Origin of the sequence: Pseudomonas sp. ML2-2023-6, assembly GCF_037055265.1 — a bacterium.
In the GTDB taxonomy this organism is placed as follows: Bacteria; Pseudomonadota; Gammaproteobacteria; order Pseudomonadales; family Pseudomonadaceae; genus Aquipseudomonas; species Aquipseudomonas kulmbachensis.
Genome location: NZ_CP146347.1, coordinates 841,795 through 861,480 on the forward strand (window position 1 = coordinate 841,795; position 19,686 = coordinate 861,480).

Consider the following 19,686-nt stretch of genomic DNA (forward strand, 5'->3'; position numbering starts at 1 on the left):
ACGTCTGGCTCGAGGCTCTAAGCGTTGAAATCACTCTGTGCATTGTTTTTGACTGTGTTGCTGGGAGGCTGTGCCACGTTGGACGTACCCCGTGAACCGACGCAGGCGTTACCTGCTGCAGACTCGGCCTTTGGCCGTTCGATTCAGGCCCAGGCTGCGCCATATCAGGGCCGCTCGGGGTTTCGCCTGCTACCCAACAGCGGTGAAGCGTTCAGGGCCCGGGCCGAGCTGATTCGTAATGCTCAAAGCAGCCTCGATCTGCAGTACTACATCGTCCACGACGGGTTGAGCACCCGCATGTTGATTGATGAACTGATCAAGGCGGCAGATCGCGGCGTGCGCGTGCGGATCCTGCTCGATGACACCGCCAGTGATGGCCTGGACGATGTTCTGGCGACCCTCGCGGCCCATCCCAATATTCAAATCAGGCTGTTCAACCCGCTGCAACTGGGGCGTGGAACCGGCGTGACGCGGGCGATGGGGCGACTGTTCAACCTCTCGCGCCAGCACCGGCGCATGCACAACAAACTTTGGCTGGCCGATAACAGCGTGGCGATTGTGGGTGGGCGCAATTTGGGCGATGAGTATTTCGATGCCAAACCGGAGCTGAATTTCACCGATATTGACCTGCTTAGCGTCGGTCCGGTGGCCGAGCAGTTGGGCCACAGCTTCGACCAGTACTGGAACAGCGCCCTGAGCCAGCCGATTGGTGATTTTGCCTCGTCCAACCTGTCTGTGCATGAGTTGGGCAAAGCACGCAAAAAACTCGAGGCGTCGCTCAAGCGCGCGCAACAACGCAACCCTGCGCTGTTCCAGGAGCTGGCATCGTATGAAACCAACCCGCAGCTGGACGTTTGGCGCAAAGAGCTGATCTGGGCCTGGAATCAGGCGTTGTGGGATGCCCCAAGCAAGGTGCTGGCCCGGGATGAGCCCGACTCGCATTTACTGCTGACCACGCAATTGGCGCCGGAACTGGCGGGAGTGAGTCAGGAACTGATCCTGATTTCAGCCTACTTTGTGCCGGGTAACACCGGGTTGGTGTACCTGACGGGGCGTGCCGATGCCGGGGTTGATGTACGTTTATTGACCAATTCGCTGGAAGCGACAGACGTGCCCGTTGTGCACGGCGGTTATGCGCCATATCGCAAAGCGTTGCTGGAGCATGGCGTAAAACTCTATGAGCTGCGCCGTCAGCCGGGCAGCAGCGGTGGCAGTGGTCCCCACTTGTTCAAGCACGGGATGAGTTCGGATTCGAGCCTGCACAGCAAGGCGATGATTTTTGATCAGCAGAAATCGTTTATCGGCTCGTTCAATTTCGATCCACGTTCGGGCTTGTGGAATACCGAGGTCGGGGTGCTGGTGGACAGCCCGGAACTGGCCGCCGAAGCCCGAAAACTGGCCCTGCAGGGCATGGCCCCGGCCTTGAGTTATGAGCCGAAACTGGAGCAGGGCCAGATTGTCTGGGTGACTGAAGACAATGGCCAGTTGCACACACTGCATCGGGAGCCGGGCAATTGGTGGCGCCGGCTCAACGCTTGGTTCAGCAAGCGTGTGGGGTTGGAGAGGATGTTGTAGCTACTGTGCGGCAGCCTGTTCCGCCCCGAATGCCCCTTGGCGCAATACCAGAATCACCAGCACCAGTGCACCTGCGGTCATAAACAGCGGCAAGGCATGCCCGCTGATCCACTGGCTGCCCGCACCTGCGGCCAATGGCCCGATCAGGCAGCCGATGCCCCACAGTTGCGCGACGTGGGCGTTGGCCCGTACCAGAGCGTCGTCGCGGTAGCGTTCGCCGATCAATATCAGCGACAAGGTGAACAGACCCCCGGCGCTGGCGCCGAAGATCACCCACAGCGGCCAGATCAGCAGGGTATTGAGCAGAAACGGCACCGCCAGGCTCGACAGCATCAACAGCACTGCGCAGCCGGTAAACAGTGAACGGCGGGACAGGCGGTCGGCTAGCGCGCCGATCGGCAGTTGCAGCAGGGCATCGCCCACCACCACGGTGCTGACCATCGCCAGCGCAATGTCAGCGGTAAAGCCCTGACGCAGGCAGTAGATGGGCAGCAGTGTCAGAATCATCGCCTCAAAGGCTGCAAACAGCGCCACGGCCCAGGCAATGGCTGGCAACCCCCGACAGAATCCCAACAGATCAATGAAGGTCACGCTGCACGATTCAGTGGTGGGTGCGCCATCGCGGCCCATCAGCAGCAAAGGTGCGAGGATCAGTAAGGTCACGCCGATCCAAAACCCGTAATCGCCCTCAGAACCGACTGCGCCCAAGAGCAGTGGCCCGGACAGTTGGCTCAAGGCATATGCAGAGCCATACAGCGCCACCAGGCGGCCACGCCATTGCTCGACCACCAGTTGGTTGATCCAGCTTTCACCGAGAATAAAGATGATCGTCAGCACCACGCCGATCACCAGGCGCAGCACCAGCCACACCGGGTAGCTGGGCAGTAGCGCCAACAAGCCGATAGAGAGCGCGCCACACCACAAGCACAGGCGCATCAGGCTGGGCGTGCCAAAGCGGGCAGCCAGTTTGCTGGCAACGCTGGCGCCGAGCAGCACGCCAATCGCCGGCATGGCTGCCATGACGCCAATCGCGAATGAGCCATAGCCCCAGCTTTCGAGGCGAAACGACACCAGCGGCATGCTCACGCCCAGTGCCAGGCCGACACTGAGGACCGAGGCCAGCACGGCGAAATAAGTCGCCCAACGCATGTCTGTGCTCCTGTGGATAACTAAAAATATAGGGTTAAAGCAATTGTGGGAGCGAGCCTGCTCGCGATGAAGGCACTGCAGTCTGTGAAGTCAGACCTCAGTGCAGCCATCGCGGGCAAGCCCGCTCCCACAGGGTGTTGCGTTTATGCTGTTACAGCTTGATCCAGGTGGACTTCAGCTCGGTGTACTTGTCGAATGCGTGCAGTGACTTGTCACGGCCATTGCCCGACTGTTTGAAACCACCAAACGGAGCGGTCATGTCGCCACCATCGTATTGGTTGACCCAGACGCTGCCGGCGCGCAAGGCTTTGGCCGTCAGGTGAGCCTTGGAAATGTCCGCAGTCCACACCGCAGCCGCCAGGCCGTATGGCGTATCGTTGGCAATCTGGATGGCTTCTGCTGCGCTATCAAAGGTGATGACCGACAGTACCGGGCCGAAGATTTCTTCCTGGGCGATTTTCATTGCGTTGCTAACGCCGTCGAAAATGGTCGGTTCAACGTAGGTTCCGCCGGTTTCTTGCAGGATTTGGTTGCCGCCCGCTACCAGTTTTGCGCCTTCGCTGTGGCCAGCCTTGATGTACGACAGCACGGTGTTCATTTGCTGGGTATCAACCAGAGCACCCACGGTGGTTGCCGGGTCCAGCGGGTTGCCAGGCTTCCAGCCTTTGAGGGCCTCGATCACCAGCGGCAGGAATTTGTCCTTGATCGAGCGCTCGACCAGCAGGCGCGAACCGGCGGTACAGACTTCGCCCTGGTTGAAGGCAATGGCGCTGGCAGCCGACTCGGCAGCCGCTTGCAGGTCCGGTGCGTCGGCAAAGACGATGTTCGGGCTCTTGCCGCCGGCTTCGAGCCAGATACGCTTCATGTTGGATTCGCCCGCGTAGATCATCAACTGCTTGGCGATCTTGGTCGAACCGGTGAACACCAGCGTATCGACGTCCATGTGCAGGGCCAGAGCCTTGCCGACGGTATGGCCATAGCCTGGCAGCACGTTGAATACACCTGCCGGGATACCGGCTTCAACAGCCAGTGCGGCGATACGGATGGCGGTCAGTGGGGATTTTTCGGACGGCTTAAGGATTACCGAGTTACCGGTCGACAGAGCCGGGCCCAGTTTCCAGCAGGCCATCATCAGCGGGAAGTTCCACGGCACGATGGCAGCGACAACGCCCACCGGCTCACGGGTCACCAGGCCCAGCTGATCGTGCGGGGTAGCAGCAACCTCGTCGTAAATCTTGTCGATGGCTTCGCCGCTCCAGCTCAGCGCACCGGCTGCGCCGGGCACGTCGATGCCCAGTGAGTCGCTGATTGGTTTGCCCATGTCCAGGGTCTCAAGCAGGGCCAGTTCTTCGGCGTTGTTCTTGAGCAGGCCAGCAAAGCGGATCATTGCAGCTTTGCGCTTGGCCGGGGCCAGGCGCGACCAGACGCCAGATTCGAAGGTCTTGCGGGCAACTTCTACGGCGCGTTGGGCGTCTGTGCTATCGCAGCTGGCAACCTTGCCCAACAAGCGGCCATCGACCGGGCTCAGACACTCGAACGTTTCACTGGAGGCCGCGTCGGTGTATTCACCGTTGATGTAGGCGCGACCTTCGATTTTCAGCTGTTGGGCCCGTTGTTCCCAGTCAGCACGCGTCAGGGTGGTCATTCGAGTGTCCTCCTCTTGTTAAAAATAGAAGCGCCGGCTTTTTCATGTGGCGCGTCAGGGATGCTGTCCAGTCCACTAAATTGACTGGCACGAGACATGCGCCACCCTAAACCAGTGGCCCAGGAACTTTCAATATATTTGACACATGTGTCGCAAACGGCATGGCTTGTTCGTTTTAATAAACATAGACTTTGGTTTTACTGACCACACACGTCGCAATTTCGGGGGGATAACAATTATGAGCATCGCAAGCGTAGTCGACTTCAGCACTGCCAATACCCAGGCTGACCGTTTCAGCCCTGCACCCGAAAAGGTGCTTAAAGGCAGCCCCGAACAAGTTATCCACAACCATTACAACAGCCCGTGTGGGCAGATGAGCGCTGGTGTGTGGGAAGGTGCTGTGGGCCAGTGGACGGTCAATTACACCGAGCATGAATACTGTGAAATCGTGCAGGGCGTTTCAGTTTTGCGTGACCAGGAAGGTAACGCCAAGACTCTGCGGGCTGGTGATCGCTTTGTGATCCCGGCTGGTTTCAAGGGCACGTGGGAGGTGCTGGAACCATGTCGGAAAATTTACGTAGTGTTTGAACAGAAATCCTGAGGCTACTGGCCCGGAATAAAAAAAGCCCTGCCATGTATTGATGGCAGGGCTTTTTGTTTTGTTCGCGAGCACAAAAAAGGCCCGTATCGTGAGATATGGGCCTTTTTCGTAAGAAGAAAAACCAATTACTTGATTTTGGCTTCTTTGTAGATCACGTGCTTGCGAACCCGCGGATCGAATTTTTTGATTTCGATTTTGTCCGGAGTGGTGCGCTTGTTCTTATCAGTGGTGTAGAAATGGCCTGTACCAGCGCTCGACACCAAACGGATCAATTCACGCATGATTAGCTCCCTTAGATCTTGCCAGCACGGCGGATTTCGGCCAGCACGACAGTAATGCCACGCTTGTCGATGATACGCATGCCTTTAGCAGATACGCGCAGACGTACGAAACGTTTCTCTTCTTCAACCCAGAAGCGGTGATGCTGCAGGTTCGGCAGGAAACGACGACGGGTTTTGTTATTTGCGTGGGAAATGTTATTCCCAGTCACCGGACCCTTACCGGTAACTTGACAGACTCTCGACATGCCTCAGCCCTCTAAAACCACATGCCCAACCCGGCATGGGTTGGCCGCTTAATCTCTCAGTCATGGCGCCAGGCGCCGCGTTTCTTTAAGGGTCTTACCGGCTACACCTACAAACGCAGGAACCGGGCCCCTAGAAAAGAGCGCTGCTTTATACCAGAAAGACTAAAGAGCAACAACAAGCAGTGTGATTTGCTGTAATTAATGAAGCCGCCATTTTAACGCCAATCCACGCGGCGTCTATGCCTTACAGCGATTTACCGCTCGTCGCGGGGTACAAGGGTTCAGGTATTAATCTCGGCTTGTAGCCGCTGCCGAGGGCTGCGAGCGAGCACAAAACGGTCGCGTTTTCACGATAATTGAAGGCTCTGCGGGCCTTTTCGCAGCCTTCGGCAGCGGTTACAGCCATTAAAAAGTAGTCATTTTTCTATCAGAGCACTAGGGTTAGCCTTTTCCAGACTGCACTTGCAGATGGGCCTCATCGACTTGTAAAGGAAACAGATCATGCGCCTCGCTGCCGTCCCCTTTTTGCTCACCTTTTGCCTGAGCCCGCTAGTTCAGGCGGCCACCTTGAGTGTTTGTACCGAGGCCAGCCCTGAAGGGTTCGATGTGGTGCAGTACAACTCGCTCAGCACCACCAATGCCTCGGCAGACGTCCTGATGAACCGTCTGGTGGATTTTGACGCTCAATCCGCAAAGCTGGTGCCCAGTCTGGCGCAAAGCTGGTCAGTGTCTCCTGATGGCCTCGTATACGACTTCAAGCTGCGTCCCGGGGTCAAGTTTCACAGCACGGCCTGGTTCACCCCGAGCCGAGAGTTGAATGCCGATGACGTGCGTTTCAGTTTCGAACGCATGCTTGATCCCGCCAATCCGTGGCACAAAGTGGCTCAAAGCGGTTTCCCCCACGCACAATCCTTGCAGTTGCCCGAGCTGATCAAAAAGATTGAAACCCCAGACCCGCTGACCGTGCGTTTCACTCTAAGCCACCCGGACTCGACCTTTTTACCGGCTTTGAGCATGGGTTTCGCGTCAATCTACTCGGCCGAATATGCCGATAAGTTGATGAAGGCGGGTACTCCCGAGTTGATGAACAGCCAGCCGATTGGCACCGGGCCTTTTGTGTTCAGTCGATTCCAGAAAGATGCAGTGGTGCGCTACAAGGCCAACCCCGACTACTTTGCGGGCAAGCCAGCGGTTGATGGGCTGATTTTTGCGATTACCCCGGACGCCAACGTACGGCTCCAGAAATTGCGCCGCAATGAGTGCCAGATTGCACTCTCGCCCAAGCCGCTGGATGTGGAAGCTGCCGCCAAGGATCCCGCGTTGGCGGTGGCGCAAACCCCGGCCTTCATGACCGCGTTTGTGGCGATCAACAGTCAACACCCACCACTGGACAAGCCTGAAGTGCGTCAGGCGATCAACCTGGCCTTCGACAAGCAGACTTACCTCAAGGCCGTGTTCGAGAACAGCGCACAGGCCGCCAATGGTATTTATCCGGCCACGACCTGGAGTTACGCCAAGGACTTGCCGGGTTACGCGCACGATCCGCAAAAAGCCCGTGAATTGCTGGCCAAGGCGGGTTTTAAAGATGGTTTTAAAACCACTATCTGGACGCGCCCATCAGGCAGCGTGCTCAACCCGAACCCGAGCCTGGGAGCGCAGTTGCTGCAGGCTGATTTGGCCAAGGTTGGGGTCAAGGCCGATATTCGGGTTATCGAGTGGGGCGAGCTGATTCGTCGCGCCAAGGCGGGCGAGCATGATCTGCTGTTTATGGGCTGGGCCGGTGATAACGGCGACCCGGATAATTACCTCACGCCGCAGTTTTCATGTGCGGCAGTGAAGTCCGGGACTAACTTTGCGCGTTATTGCGACAAGACTCTGGACGGTCTGATCAGTCAGGGTAAAACCCTCAGCGATCAGGATAAGCGCAGCGCGTTGTATCAGAAGGCTCAAGCGCTGATTCAGCAGCAGGCGCTGTGGCTGCCACTGGCGCATCCAACGGCTTACGCACTCACCCGTAAAGACGTACAGGGTTATCAGGTAAGTCCATTTGGGCGTCAGGACTTTTCGACGGTCAGCGTCAAGCCTTGAGCCTTACATCCAGCCGTGCTCGACCATTGAAAGCGGCTGGCCATCGCCGATAATAAAATGATCCAGCACCCGCACTTCGATCAGATCCAGCGCTTGGGTCAAGCGTTTGGTCAAGGTGCGGTCGGCCTGGCTCGGCTCGGTGATACCGGAGGGGTGGTTATGGCAGAAAATTACCGCTGCGGCATTGTGCGCAAGTGCGCGCTTGACCACCTGGCGTGGGTAAACGCTGGCGCTGTCGATGGAGCCTCTAAAGAGTATTTCAAAGGCCAGCATGCGGTGTTTTGAGTCCAGAAACAGGCAGCCAAAAACCTCGTGCGGCTCATGGCGCAGCAGCGACTTGAGATAGTCGCGAACTGCTTGCGGGCTCTCCAGAGCACTGTCGCGGCGCAGGCGCTCGGCCAGGTGACGACGGCTCATTTCCAGTACCGCCTGCAACTGGCTGAACTTGGCGGGGCCCAGCCCGAGCTGGCGGCAGAATGCGCGTAAATCGGCTTCGAGCAAGGCCCGCAGGCTGCCGAACTCGGTGAGTAAATGACGCGCCAGATCAACTGCGCTTTTGCCCGAAACCCCGGTGCGCAGGAAAATTGCCAGCAACTCGGCGTCGGAAAGACTGGATGATCCGTGCTGCAAAAGCTTCTCGCGCGGGCGCTCGGCCGCGGGCCAATCTCGAATGCTCATAACACCTCCTTGTGAGTGGGCGCCGCTGTTCCCTGGCAGGCGCTGTGTTATCTTAGCCCATCATTTTTGCGTGGCATTTGGCCATTTTCCGCGCAGTCATCATCGAACTAAAAGGCAGGCCTATGCAGCGGCTGTATCGAAAACGCATTGTTTTGGGCGTCGGCGGCGGCATCGCGGCTTACAAGAGTGCAGAGCTGGTTCGTCGTCTGCTGGACCAAGGCGCGGAAGTACGGGTTGTGATGACCCGCGGCGGCAGCGAATTCATCACCCCTCTGACCATGCAGGCGTTGTCCGGGCACCCCGTTCATCTGGATTTGCTCGATCCGGCGGCTGAAGCGGCCATGGGCCACATCGAACTGGCCAAGTGGGCCGATCTGGTACTGATCGCCCCGGCGACCGCTGACCTTATCGCTCGTCTTGCCCAAGGCTTGGCTAATGATCTGCTGACCACGTTGGTGCTCGCCACTGATGCAACGGTCGCCATCGCGCCTGCAATGAACCAGGCCATGTGGCGTGACCCGGCTACCCAGGCCAATACCCGATTGCTTGAGAGCCGCGGTTTGCGCGTATTTGGCCCGGCCTCCGGGAGCCAGGCCTGCGGAGATGTAGGCTTTGGTCGCATGCTGGAAGCAGATGATCTGGTGCACTGCGCCGCCGAGTGCTTTCAGCGTCAGGTGCTGACCGGCAAGCACGTACTGATTACTGCTGGCCCGACCCAGGAAAACATCGACCCGGTGCGCTACATCACCAACCACAGCTCCGGGAAAATGGGCTTTGCTCTGGCCGAAGCGGCAGTTGAAGCCGGTGCTCGCGTAACCTTGATCACAGGCCCGGTTCACTTGCCGACCCCGGATCGGGTTAGCCGCATCGACGTGGTCAGTGCCCGGGACATGCTCGCAGCTTGTGAGGCGGCGATTCCCTGTGATGTGTTTATTGCATCCGCTGCAGTTGCAGACTACCGCCCGGAAGTCGTAGCCCCGCAAAAGCTCAAGAAAGACCCTACCAAGGGTGACGGCCTGTTGCTGCAGATGGTGCGCAATCCAGACATTCTGGCCACCATCGCTTCGCGCCCTGATCGCCCTTTTAGTGTCGGTTTTGCTGCAGAGACCGAGCACTTGCTCGATTACGCTGCGCGCAAGCTCAAAGACAAAAACCTCGACCTGATTGTGGCCAACGATGTGGCTAACCCCAGCATCGGCTTCAACAGCGAGGAAAACGCGTGCAGCGTGATTGATCGCGAACTGCACGCCACTGTGTTTGCCCAGACCAGCAAGGGCAAGATTGCCCGCCAGCTGATCACTTTTATCGCCGAACGTCTGAACCAGGTTTAACTCGTATGCACGCTTTGCAAGCCAAAATCCTCGATCCACGCATTGGTAACGAATTTCCGCTGCCACAGTACGCCACCCCAGGTTCTGCAGGCCTTGACCTGCGCGCCATGCTTAAACAAGACACCGTTCTGGAACCGGGCCAGACCCTGCTGATCCCGACGGGTCTGTCGGTGTATATCGGCGATCCGGGCCTTGCCGCGCTGATCCTGCCGCGCTCGGGCCTGGGCCACAAACACGGAATCGTGCTGGGTAACCTGGTCGGCCTGATTGACTCCGATTACCAGGGCGAACTGATGGTGTCGTGCTGGAACCGTGGCCAAACCGCATTCAACATCACGATCGGCGAGCGTATTGCTCAGTTGGTACTGGTACCGGTGGTGCAGGCTCACTTTGAACTGGTCGAAGAATTCGATGAAAGCCAGCGTGGCGCTGGTGGTTTTGGCCATTCCGGCAAGCTCTGATTTTGCAGTATCAGGTCAGGCGTGATGCCTGACCTTAAACGTTTTACTGAATCCTCTGAGCGTGGAGTCCCACCCGCAATGACTAGCCCCGCTTCGGTCCCGCCAAAATTCCCTGACAGCATTTTTCGCGCCTACGACATTCGTGGCGTGGTCCCGCAAACCTTGACCCCTGAGACCGCGTACTGGATAGGCCGTGCCATCGGTGCAGAGAGTTTGGCCAAGGGTGAACCGCATGTGTCGGTGGGCCGGGATGGACGCTTGTCCGGTCCTGAGCTGGTCGAGCGCTTGATCCAGGGTGTAGCGGACAGTGGCTGCAAGGTCAGTGATGTGGGTCTGGTGCCTACACCTGCTCTGTATTACGCAACTCACGTGTTGGCGGGCAAGTCGGGTGTGATGCTCACGGGCAGCCATAACCCGCCAAACTACAACGGTTTTAAAATCGTGATCGCGGGCGATACGCTGGCGGACGAACAAATCACCGCGCTGCACACGCGACTGAAAACCAACGACCTGACCTGGGGCGAAGGCAGCATCGAGCGCGTTGATATTTTACCGCGCTACGCCGATGTGATTACCCGGGACATCAAGTTGGCCAAACGCTTGAAGGTGGTGGTGGACTGCGGCAACGGCGTAGCCGGCGTGATCGCACCGCAATTGATTGAAGCCCTTGGCTGTGAAGTGATCCCGCTGTTCTGCGAAGTGGATGGTAGCTTTCCCAACCACCATCCAGACCCTAGCAAGCCTGAAAATCTGCTGGACCTGATCGCCAGAGTCAAAGAAACCAATGCCGATATCGGGCTGGCCTTTGATGGTGATGCTGACCGCGTGGGCGTGGTGACTAATGCAGGCACCATAGTGTTCGCAGATCATTTGCTGATGCTGTTTGCTCAGGATGTATTGCAACGCAACCCTACGGCCGAGGTCATATTCGACGTGAAATGCACGCGTCGTCTGATCCCGTTGATCAAGGAAAATGGCGGTCGCCCACTGATGTGGAAGACCGGTCATTCGTTGATCAAAAAGAAGATGAAAGAAACCGGTGCCCTGCTGGCTGGTGAAATGAGCGGGCATATCTTTTTCAAAGAGCGCTGGTTTGGTTTCGATGACGGTATTTACAGCGCCGCGCGCCTGCTGGAGATCCTCAGCAAGCGCCAGGTGACGGCCGAAGAGCTGTTTGAGACCTTCCCGAACGATATTTCTACGCCAGAAATCAATATCGATGTGACGGATGAGAGCAAATTCAGCATCATTGAAGCTCTGCACGACGCCCAATGGGGGGACGCCGCCGAGCTGACATCCATTGATGGTGTGCGGGTTGACTACCCTCATGGCTGGGGTCTGGTTCGCGCGTCCAACACCACCCCGGTGCTGGTGCTGCGATTTGAGGCCGAAACCGAGGCCGAACTGCAACGCATCAAGGACGTCTTTCACGCTCAACTGAAGCGTGTGGCCCCTGATCTCCCACTACCGTTTTGATCGACTAGTTTTACCGGAGCCCTGAATGACCCTCGAACGTGATGCCGCCTCCAACGTCGCCAAGGTTTTGTCCGAAGCGCTGCCCTACATTCGCCGTTACGTCGGCAAGACGCTGGTGATCAAGTACGGCGGCAACGCTATGGAGAACGATGACCTGAAAACCGGTTTCGCCCGTGACATCGTGTTGATGAAGGCCGTGGGTATCAACCCGGTCGTGGTACACGGTGGTGGGCCGCAGATCGGTGATCTACTCAAGCGTTTGTCCATCGAGAGTCATTTCATCGACGGGATGCGGGTCACTGACTCGCAAACCATGGATGTGGTGGAGATGGTGCTTGGCGGTCATGTGAACAAGGAAATCGTCAACCTGATCAATCGCCATGGCGGCAGCGCCATTGGTCTGACGGGTAAGGATGCAACCCTGATTCGCGCCAAAAAGATGGTTGTGACCCGTCAGACACCGGAAATGACCACGCCAGAAATCATCGACTTCGGTCATGTGGGCGAAGTCATCGGCATCAATACCGACCTGCTGCATATGCTGACCAAGGGTGATTTTATCCCGGTGATCGCGCCGATTGGCGTAGGCGCAAACGGTGAGTCTTACAACATCAACGCGGACCTGGTGGCTGGCAAGGTTGCCGAAGCCCTCAAGGCCGAGAAGCTGATGTTGCTGACCAACATTGCGGGCTTGATGGACAAGGAAGGCAAGGTGCTGACCGGTCTGACCACTGCTCAGGTGGATGACCTGATTGCCGATGGCACCATTTACGGCGGCATGCTGCCAAAAATCCGTTGCGCGCTGGAAGCTGTGCAAGGTGGTGTGACTACCGCGCACATCGTTGACGGCCGCGTGCCGAATGCGGTGTTGCTGGAAATCTTCACCGACACTGGTGTGGGTACGTTGATTACCAACAGTAAACCGGCTTAAGCAGAACAAAAAAAGCCCCGCCCGGAGCGATCCGGGCGGGGCTTTTTCATGGGCGGGGAGTTAAATCCCGTACTGCGCCCGGTACGCTTCAACGGCTGGCAGGTATTGCTTGAGCGTTTCGTCTTCGGCCAGGTACTGCAGAACCTGGTTCAACGAAACGATGCTGATGACCGGAATGCCGAAGTCGCGCTCGACTTCCTGGATTGCCGACAGCTCCCCATTGCCGCGCTCCTGGCGGTTCAGGGCAATCATCACGCCTGCCGCCTTGGCGCCCTGGGCCTGAATGATCTGCATGACTTCACGGATGGCGGTGCCGGCCGTGATCACGTCGTCGATGATCAGGATATCGCCTTCAAGCGGCGAGCCGACCAGGCTGCCACCTTCGCCGTGGGCCTTGGCTTCCTTGCGGTTGAAACACCATGGCAGATCGCGATCGTGGTGCTCGGCCAGCGCGACGGCGGTGGTCGCAGCCAAGGGGATACCCTTGTAGGCCGGGCCAAAGAGCACGTCGAAGGAAATGCCGCTGTCAACGATGGCGGCCGCATAGAAGCGCCCCAGTTGAGCCAGCGCAGAACCTGTGTTGAACAGGCCGGCATTGAAGAAGTAAGGACTGGTACGCCCCGACTTCAGGGTGAACTCACCGAAGCGCAGTACGCCGCGATCGATGGCAAAACGGATGAAGTCGCGCTGATACGCTTGCATGAAAAAAGCCCCAGATACCACGGATTTAGCTAATTAGTAAGACCGCGTGTATCATACACGCACGTGATTTTTGGGGCCATTTATGCGGATCATCAGTGTGAACGTCAATGGTATTCAGACGGCAGTCGAGCGCGGTTTGCTCAGTTGGCTGCAAGCTCAGAATGCCGACGTTATCTGCCTGCAGGACACCCGCGCCTCCGCCTTTGAACTGGACGATCCAGCCTACCAGCTCGATGGCTACTTTCTTTATGCCTGTGAAGCTGAAGTCCCTGCCCAAGGCGGTGTGGCTTTGTATTCGCGGTTGCAACCGAAAGCAGTCATCACCGGGCTTGGCTTCGAGACGGCCGATCGCTACGGGCGCTACCTGCAAGCCGATTTCGATAAGGTCAGCATCGCGACCTTGCTGCTCCCTTCGGGGCAGAATGGCGATGAAGACTTGAATCAAAAATTCAAGCTAATGGACGACTTTGCACGCTATCTGGATAAGCAGCGTCGCAAGCGTCGTGAGTACATCTACTGCGGCTCGCTGTATGTGGCGCAGCAGAAACTCGACATTAAAAACTGGCGTGACAGCCAGCAATCGCCTGGTTTCCTGGCGCCTGAACGGGCCTGGATGGATGAGATTGTCGGCAACATGGGCTATGTCGATGCCCTGCGTGAAGTCAGCCGCGAAGGCGACCAGTACAGCTGGTGGCCGGACAACGAACAGGCCGAGATGCTGAATCTGGGCTGGCGTTTCGACTACCAGTTGCTGACACCGGGCTTGCGCCGCTTTGTACGAAGCGCTCGTTTGCCGCGTCAGCCACGCTTCTCGCAACATGCGCCATTGATCGTGGACTACGACTGGACACTGACAATCTAAGTGTTTTTTCGCCGTCATAAAAAATGCCCGTATCGAAAGATACGGGCATTTTTTTGGTCTAAACCTGTAGCCCCCACCGCCAGCGGCAGCGTCTACAGGCTCGGAATTGTTACTTGAGCGGGCGCCAGGTGAAGGGGTAGCGGTAAACCACTCCGTCATTGGCCTTGACCCCGGCTATCACCACCAGCACCACTGCCCCGATCAGCACCAGGCCGAGCAAGGCGAAGCCGACCAGCACGAACATCAGCACGTAGCAAATGGCCGAAGCAATTGCCACGGTGATCTGAAAGTTCATTGCTTCCTTGCCCTGGTCATCGATAAAGGGATCGCTCTCGCGCTTTACCTGCCACAGGATCAGCGGGCCGATCAGGCTGCCAAACGGAAACCACATCCCGAGGAACGCCGAAAAATGACAGAACATGGCCCATTTGCGAGCGTCTCGGCTCGGTTCTGGTTTTGAAAGGTCCAGCTCACTCATGGCGTTCTCCGGTAGGTCGTTTGAAGGCTTTGACAGTCAATCCGGCTAATTAGTCGGCCAATGCAGCTTGTTGCAGGGCGAAAATTTCGTTCATGCCTTTTTGTGCCAATGCCAGCATGGCGTTCAGCTCTTCAGGCTGGAACGGTGCGCCTTCGGCAGTGCCCTGTACTTCGATGAAACCGCCTGAGCTGGTCATTACCACGTTCAGGTCGGTTTCGGCTGCCGAGTCTTCAGGGTAGTCCAGGTCAAGCACCGGTACGCCTTGGTACATGCCCACCGATACCGCTGCAATCATCTGCTTGATAGGGTCGCCGCCCTTGAGGCCGCCACGCTTTTTGATGATTTTCAGAGCGTCTACCAGAGCAACCATGGCGCCGGTGATGGACGCGGTGCGGGTGCCGCCATCCGCCTGGATTACGTCGCAATCGACGTACAGGGTGATATCGCCCAGCTTGGACATGTCCAGCGCGGCGCGCAGGGAGCGACCGATCAGGCGCTGGATTTCCAGGGTGCGTCCGCCTTGCTTGCCGCGGCTGGCTTCACGCTGGTTACGGTCGCCGGTGGCGCGTGGCAGCATGCCGTATTCGGCAGTCAGCCAACCCTGGCCCTGACCTTTAAGGAAGCGTGGTACGCCGTTCTCGACGCTGACGGTGCAGATGACTTTGGTGTCACCGAACTCGACCAGTACAGAACCCTCTGCGTGTTTGGTGTAGTTGCGGGTGATGCGGATCGGGCGGAGCTGATCGGCAACGCGACCACTTGGACGTTTCATGTGGGATACCTGTACGGGACGGAAAACTGCCGAGCATTATAAAGGCCGTAGACCAACAGGGCACATTTTTAAAGCAATCCAATCCTGTAGCCGCTGCCGCAGGCTGCGATGGGTTGCGTAGCGACCCCGCTCTTCACATTTAAAGCGCAGGTCCTGCGGCCCTTATCGCAGCCTGCAGCAGCGGTTACAGGTTTAAGTGCCTTTACGACAGACGCCATTTGGGGCCACCCACTGCACTGCGTTACAATCCTTCGCCTTAATTGCCGTCAGGCTTATTTCATCAGATCGCGAGGTACCGTCCATGGTGCACAGCATGACCGCCTTTGCCCGCGTCGAAAGCGTTGGCACTCAGGGCACCCTGAGTTGGGAGCTGCGTTCGGTCAACAGCCGCTACCTGGAGCCGCACCTGCGTCTGCCTGAATCTTTCCGTGACCTCGAAGGTGCGGTGCGTGAAGCGCTGCGTCAGGGGATTTCGCGGGGTAAGCTGGAATGCACCTTGCGCTTCACCGAAGAAACCACCGGCAAACCGTTGCAAGTCGACCGTGAGCGCGCCGCGCAACTGGTGGCCGCTGCCGAGACCATTGCCAGCCTGATCAAGCAACCGGCCCCGCTCAACCCGCTGGAAGTGCTGGCTTGGCCCGGTGTTTTGGTGGCGGACGCCAGCGATCCGCAAGCCCTGAACACTCAGGCGCTGGCGTTGTTCAAGCAAGGTCTGCAAGAGCTCAAAAATGGTCGCGAGCGCGAAGGCGCGGAGCTGGCGCGCTTGATCAGCGAGCGTTTGACCGCCATTGAAGGCGACGTCGAGACTCTGCGCGAGTTGGTGCCACAGATGCTCGCCACCCAGCGTCAAAAGGTCCTCGATCGCTTTGCCGACATGAAGGCCGAGCTTGATCCGCAGCGTCTTGAGCAGGAAATGGTCTTGCTGGCGCAAAAAAGCGACGTGGCTGAAGAACTGGATCGCCTGAGCACCCATATTCTTGAAGTGCGGCGCGTGCTCAAGTCCGCTGGTGCTGCGGGTCGGCGCCTGGACTTCCTGATGCAAGAGCTGAACCGCGAGGCCAATACCCTGGGCTCCAAGGCATTCGATCCACGCAGCACCCAAGCGGCGGTCAACCTCAAAGTGTTGATCGAGCAGATGCGTGAACAAGTACAGAATATTGAGTAAGGCATTCCCTGACATGACCCACAGCACTGGCACCCTTTATATCGTTTCTGCCCCTTCGGGCGCAGGCAAGACCAGCCTGGTCAAAGCGTTGATCGACGTTGAGCCGCAAATCCGGGTTTCGGTTTCGCACACCACTCGCGCCATGCGCCCAGGTGAAGTGAATGGCGTGAACTATCATTTTGTCGAGCGCGAAGAGTTCGTGAAAATGATCGAGCACGGTGACTTCCTGGAGCGCGCCGAGGTGTTCGGCAACCTTTATGGCACCTCGCAAAGCCATTTGCAGCAGACCCTGGATGAAGGTCATGACCTGATTCTGGAAATCGACTGGCAAGGTGCCGAGCAAGTTCGCAAGCTGATGCCGCAGGCGCGTTCGATCTTTATCTTGCCGCCTAGCCAGGAAGCGCTGCGCCAGCGACTGGATAATCGTGGTCAGGACAGCGACGAGATCATTGACGGCCGGATGCGCGAAGCCGTGAGCGAAATGAGCCACTATGTCGACTATGACTACCTGATCATCAATGACGATTTCGCCCTGGCGCTTGAGGATCTGAAGGCCATTTTCCGCGCCAATCGGCTCCAGCAAAAACGTCAGCAGCAGCGATTTGGCAAATTACTGGCCGAACTGCTCGGTTAAACAACTCTTCCCAAAACCCCTGTAAGGGCTTTACATTGGCGGTTACAGAGGTTTTTGGGGCAGTGCCCGAAAAATCAGCGCTTCCCTATTGGCTGGTGATTTTTTAAACTGTTTAGTCCGCTTGCCCATCCGGGCAGCGCGCATATTGCATTTGCTACGAGGAAGACCATGGCCCGCGTAACCGTTGAAGACTGTCTAGAACACGTGGATAACCGCTTTGAGCTGGTCATGCTCTCTACCAAGCGTGCCCGTCAACTGGCCACCGGCGGTAAAGAGCCTTTGGTCGAGTGGGAAAATGACAAGCCTACTGTTGTTGCCTTGCGTGAAATCGCTGCAGGCCTGATGAGCTACGAGTTTATCGCCAACGCTGAAATCGTCGAAGACGAACCGCTGTTCGCAGCGTTCGAGGACGAGTCCAACGAGGCGAACTAAGCCTATGCCCGGTCGACGTAGCACGGCGAAGGGTAAAAAGTTTTGGCAGGAGGTTTCCTCATGCCGAGCATAGACGCCCTCGCCGATCGCTTGTCGGCGTACCTCGGCCCGGACCAGGTCAATCTGGTCCGCCGGGCGTACTTCTACGCAGAACAAGCCCACGACGGCCAACGCCGACGTAGCGGCGAGCCTTATGTCACGCATCCGCTGGCAGTGGCAAACATCCTTGCCGATATGCATATGGACCATCAGAGCCTGATGGCGGCCATGCTGCATGACGTCATTGAAGACACCGGTATTGCCAAGGAAGCGCTGGTCGCGCAGTTCGGCGAAACCGTGGCCGATCTGGTCGATGGAGTCAGCAAGCTGACTCAGATGAACTTCGAAACCAAGGCCGAAGCCCAAGCTGAAAACTTCCAGAAGATGGCCATGGCCATGGCACGCGATATCCGCGTGATCCTGGTGAAGCTGGCTGACCGTCTGCACAACATGCGTACCCTCGAAGTGCTGTCCGGCGAAAAACGCCGACGGATTGCCAAGGAAACCCTGGAAATCTATGCACCCATTGCCAATCGGCTGGGTATGCACAGCATTCGTATCGAATTCGAAGACCTCGGTTTCAAGGCGATGTACCCGATGCGCTCCGCGCGCATTTATCAGGCGGTCAAACGCGCCCGGGGCAATCGCAAGGAAATCGTCAACAAAATTGAAGAATCGCTAAGTCACTGTCTGGCCATCGACGGCATTCAGGGCGAAGTCAGCGGTCGTCAAAAGCATATCTACGGCATCTATAAAAAGATGCGCGGCAAGCGTCGGGCCTTCAACGAGATCATGGACGTTTACGCGTTCCGGATCATCGTCGACAAGGTCGACACCTGTTACCGCGTGCTGGGTGCTGTACATAATTTGTACAAACCCCTGCCGGGGCGTTTCAAGGACTACATCGCCATTCCCAAAGCCAACGGCTATCAGTCGTTGCATACCACGCTGTTTGGCATGCATGGCGTACCGATCGAAATTCAGATCCGTACCCGTGAAATGGAAGAAATGGCCAACAACGGTATCGCCGCTCACTGGCTCTACAAATCCAGTGGTGACGAGCAGCACACGGGCACTCACGCCCGGGCGCGGCAATGGGTCAAGGGCGTGCTGGAAATGCAGCAGCGCGCAGGCAACTCCCTCGAATTTATCGAAAGCGTGAAGATCGACCTGTTCCCGGACGAGGTTTATGTGTTCACGCCCAAAGGCCGGATCATGGAGCTGCCAAAAGGCTCCACGGCGGTCGACTTCGCTTACGCGGTGCACACCGACGTCGGCAACAGCTGCATTGCGTGCCGGATTAATCGCCGTCTCGCGCCGTTGTCCGAACCACTGCAAAGTGGCTCCACGGTCGAGATCGTCAGCGCTCCCGGTGCCCGTCCCAATCCGGCATGGCTCAACTTTGTGGTTACCGGCAAGGCGCGTACGCACATTCGGCATGCGCTCAAGCTGCAGCGCCGTTCCGAGTCGGTCAATCTGGGCGAACGCCTGCTGAACAAGGTACTGAACGGTTTCAACAGCGCGCTGGAGAAAATCCCGGCCGAGCGTATTCAGGCCATGCTGCAGGAATACCGCCTGGAACAGATCGAAGACCTGCTCGAAGACATCGGTCTTGGCAATCGCATGGCCTATGTGGTTGCGCGCCGCTTGCTGGGCGAAGGCGAGGCGTTGCCGAGCCCGGAAGGTCCGCTGGCGATTCGCGGTACCGAAGGTTTGGTGCTCAGCTACGCGAAATGCTGTACGCCGATTCCGGGTGACCCGATTGTCGGCCACCTGTCTGCGGGTAAAGGCATGGTTGTGCACCTGGACAACTGCCGCAATATCAGTGAAATCCGCCACAACCCCGAAAAATGCATCCAGCTTTCGTGGGCCAAGGACGTTACCGGCGAATTCAACGTCGAGTTGCGCGTCGAGCTGGAGCACCAGCGCGGCCTGATTGCGCTGCTGGCCAGCAGCGTCAACGCCGCCGACGGCAACATCGAAAAGATCAGCATGGACGAACGCGATGGTCGCATCAGCGTGGTCCAACTGGTAGTCAGTGTGCACGACCGCGTGCACCTGGCTCGCGTGATCAAAAAACTGCGCGCCCTTACCGGGGTTATCCGCATCACTCGTATGCGTGCGTAGCCATCTAATTACAA

19 protein-coding genes and 1 pseudogene are annotated in these 19,686 nt (G+C 57.7%); 12 read left to right on the forward strand and 8 right to left on the reverse strand.

The window, feature by feature from the left end; translation table 11 throughout:
• The first annotated feature begins 24 nt into the window (after positions 1-24).
• A complete protein-coding gene (locus V6L79_RS03810) occupies positions 25-1,575 on the forward strand; it encodes a phospholipase D family protein (RefSeq protein WP_338579839.1) in 1,551 nt (516 codons plus the stop codon).
• On the opposite strand, the gene V6L79_RS03815 is transcribed toward V6L79_RS03810, so the two are convergent.
• Both V6L79_RS03815 and V6L79_RS03820 read right to left on the reverse strand, forming a co-directional pair.
• Positions 1,576-2,724: an MFS transporter gene (locus tag V6L79_RS03815; protein WP_261740449.1), complete on the reverse strand. Its 1,149-nt coding sequence runs from the start codon at positions 2,722-2,724 to the stop codon at positions 1,576-1,578.
• 151 nt (positions 2,725-2,875) lie between these two features.
• Positions 2,876-4,369 (reverse strand): aldehyde dehydrogenase, encoded by a 1,494-nt coding sequence (locus V6L79_RS03820; protein WP_338579840.1) that lies wholly within the window; start codon positions 4,367-4,369, stop codon positions 2,876-2,878.
• A gap of 238 nt (positions 4,370-4,607) precedes the next feature.
• Between V6L79_RS03820 and V6L79_RS03825 the strand changes: the two genes are divergently transcribed.
• Positions 4,608-4,970 carry a cupin domain-containing protein gene (locus V6L79_RS03825; protein WP_261740451.1) on the forward strand — a complete coding sequence of 121 codons (363 nt, stop codon included), beginning with the start codon at positions 4,608-4,610 and terminating at the stop codon, positions 4,968-4,970.
• 125 nt (positions 4,971-5,095) lie between these two features.
• Here the strand turns inward: V6L79_RS03825 and rpmG are convergent, their stop codons facing one another.
• Positions 5,096-5,251 carry a 50S ribosomal protein L33 gene (gene rpmG / locus V6L79_RS03830; RefSeq protein WP_003437824.1) on the reverse strand — a complete coding sequence of 52 codons (156 nt, stop codon included), beginning with the start codon at positions 5,249-5,251 and terminating at the stop codon, positions 5,096-5,098.
• Positions 5,252-5,262: 11 nt separating this feature from the next.
• Positions 5,263-5,496 carry a 50S ribosomal protein L28 gene (gene rpmB / locus V6L79_RS03835; RefSeq protein WP_019410280.1) on the reverse strand — a complete coding sequence of 78 codons (234 nt, stop codon included), beginning with the start codon at positions 5,494-5,496 and terminating at the stop codon, positions 5,263-5,265.
• 501 nt (positions 5,497-5,997) lie between these two features.
• On the opposite strand from rpmB, the gene V6L79_RS03840 reads away from it, so the two are divergent.
• Complete coding sequence (locus V6L79_RS03840) at positions 5,998-7,584, forward strand: ABC transporter substrate-binding protein (protein ID WP_321835281.1); 1,587 nt, start codon at positions 5,998-6,000, stop codon at positions 7,582-7,584.
• A gap of 3 nt (positions 7,585-7,587) precedes the next feature.
• Here V6L79_RS03840 and radC read toward each other — a convergent pair whose 3' ends face one another.
• Positions 7,588-8,262: a DNA repair protein RadC gene (gene radC, locus V6L79_RS03845; RefSeq protein ID WP_261740453.1), complete on the reverse strand. Its 675-nt coding sequence runs from the start codon at positions 8,260-8,262 to the stop codon at positions 7,588-7,590.
• 122 nt (positions 8,263-8,384) lie between these two features.
• Here radC and coaBC point away from each other — a divergent pair, with 122 nt between their 5' ends.
• The 4 genes and pseudogenes from coaBC to argB all read left to right on the forward strand — a co-directional run bounded on the left by coaBC (position 8,385) and on the right by argB (position 12,461).
• On the forward strand, positions 8,385-9,593 hold the full coding sequence (gene coaBC / locus V6L79_RS03850) for a bifunctional phosphopantothenoylcysteine decarboxylase/phosphopantothenate--cysteine ligase CoaBC (RefSeq protein WP_261740454.1): 1,209 nt from the start codon (positions 8,385-8,387) through the stop codon (positions 9,591-9,593).
• A 5-nt stretch (positions 9,594-9,598) separates the two neighbouring features.
• Positions 9,599-10,054, forward strand: a complete 456-nt coding sequence (dut, locus tag V6L79_RS03855) for a dUTP diphosphatase (RefSeq protein ID WP_019828201.1) — start codon at positions 9,599-9,601, stop codon at positions 10,052-10,054.
• A gap of 102 nt (positions 10,055-10,156) precedes the next feature.
• A pseudogene (locus V6L79_RS03860) lies at positions 10,157-11,530 on the forward strand (phosphomannomutase/phosphoglucomutase); the annotation flags it as partial.
• A gap of 25 nt (positions 11,531-11,555) precedes the next feature.
• Positions 11,556-12,461: an acetylglutamate kinase gene (gene argB, locus V6L79_RS03865; RefSeq protein ID WP_261740455.1), complete on the forward strand. Its 906-nt coding sequence runs from the start codon at positions 11,556-11,558 to the stop codon at positions 12,459-12,461.
• Between the two features lie 60 nt (positions 12,462-12,521).
• Here argB and pyrE read toward each other — a convergent pair whose 3' ends face one another.
• Positions 12,522-13,163 carry an orotate phosphoribosyltransferase gene (gene pyrE / locus V6L79_RS03870; protein ID WP_016782697.1) on the reverse strand — a complete coding sequence of 214 codons (642 nt, stop codon included), beginning with the start codon at positions 13,161-13,163 and terminating at the stop codon, positions 12,522-12,524.
• 82 nt (positions 13,164-13,245) lie between these two features.
• Here pyrE and V6L79_RS03875 point away from each other — a divergent pair, with 82 nt between their 5' ends.
• Complete coding sequence (locus tag V6L79_RS03875; RefSeq protein WP_003437806.1) at positions 13,246-14,025, forward strand: exodeoxyribonuclease III; 780 nt, start codon at positions 13,246-13,248, stop codon at positions 14,023-14,025.
• 109 nt (positions 14,026-14,134) lie between these two features.
• Here V6L79_RS03875 and V6L79_RS03880 read toward each other — a convergent pair whose 3' ends face one another.
• Positions 14,135-14,503 (reverse strand): DUF4870 domain-containing protein, encoded by a 369-nt coding sequence (locus tag V6L79_RS03880; protein WP_261740456.1) that lies wholly within the window; start codon positions 14,501-14,503, stop codon positions 14,135-14,137.
• A gap of 49 nt (positions 14,504-14,552) precedes the next feature.
• A complete protein-coding gene (gene rph / locus V6L79_RS03885; RefSeq protein ID WP_016782701.1) occupies positions 14,553-15,275 on the reverse strand; it encodes a ribonuclease PH in 723 nt (240 codons plus the stop codon).
• A 301-nt stretch (positions 15,276-15,576) separates the two neighbouring features.
• Between rph and V6L79_RS03890 the strand changes: the two genes are divergently transcribed.
• From V6L79_RS03890 to spoT, 4 genes are all read left to right on the forward strand, one after another.
• Positions 15,577-16,440 carry a YicC/YloC family endoribonuclease gene (locus tag V6L79_RS03890; protein WP_321835284.1) on the forward strand — a complete coding sequence of 288 codons (864 nt, stop codon included), beginning with the start codon at positions 15,577-15,579 and terminating at the stop codon, positions 16,438-16,440.
• Between the two features lie 13 nt (positions 16,441-16,453).
• Positions 16,454-17,074, forward strand: a complete 621-nt coding sequence (gmk, locus tag V6L79_RS03895; RefSeq protein WP_095027645.1) for a guanylate kinase — start codon at positions 16,454-16,456, stop codon at positions 17,072-17,074.
• Between the two features lie 168 nt (positions 17,075-17,242).
• Entirely contained in the window at positions 17,243-17,506 is a 264-nt protein-coding gene (gene rpoZ / locus V6L79_RS03900) for a DNA-directed RNA polymerase subunit omega (protein WP_003437783.1), read from the forward strand.
• Positions 17,507-17,566: 60 nt separating this feature from the next.
• Positions 17,567-19,672 (forward strand): bifunctional GTP diphosphokinase/guanosine-3',5'-bis pyrophosphate 3'-pyrophosphohydrolase, encoded by a 2,106-nt coding sequence (gene spoT, locus V6L79_RS03905; protein WP_261740458.1) that lies wholly within the window; start codon positions 17,567-17,569, stop codon positions 19,670-19,672.
• Positions 19,673-19,686 lie beyond the last annotated feature (14 nt).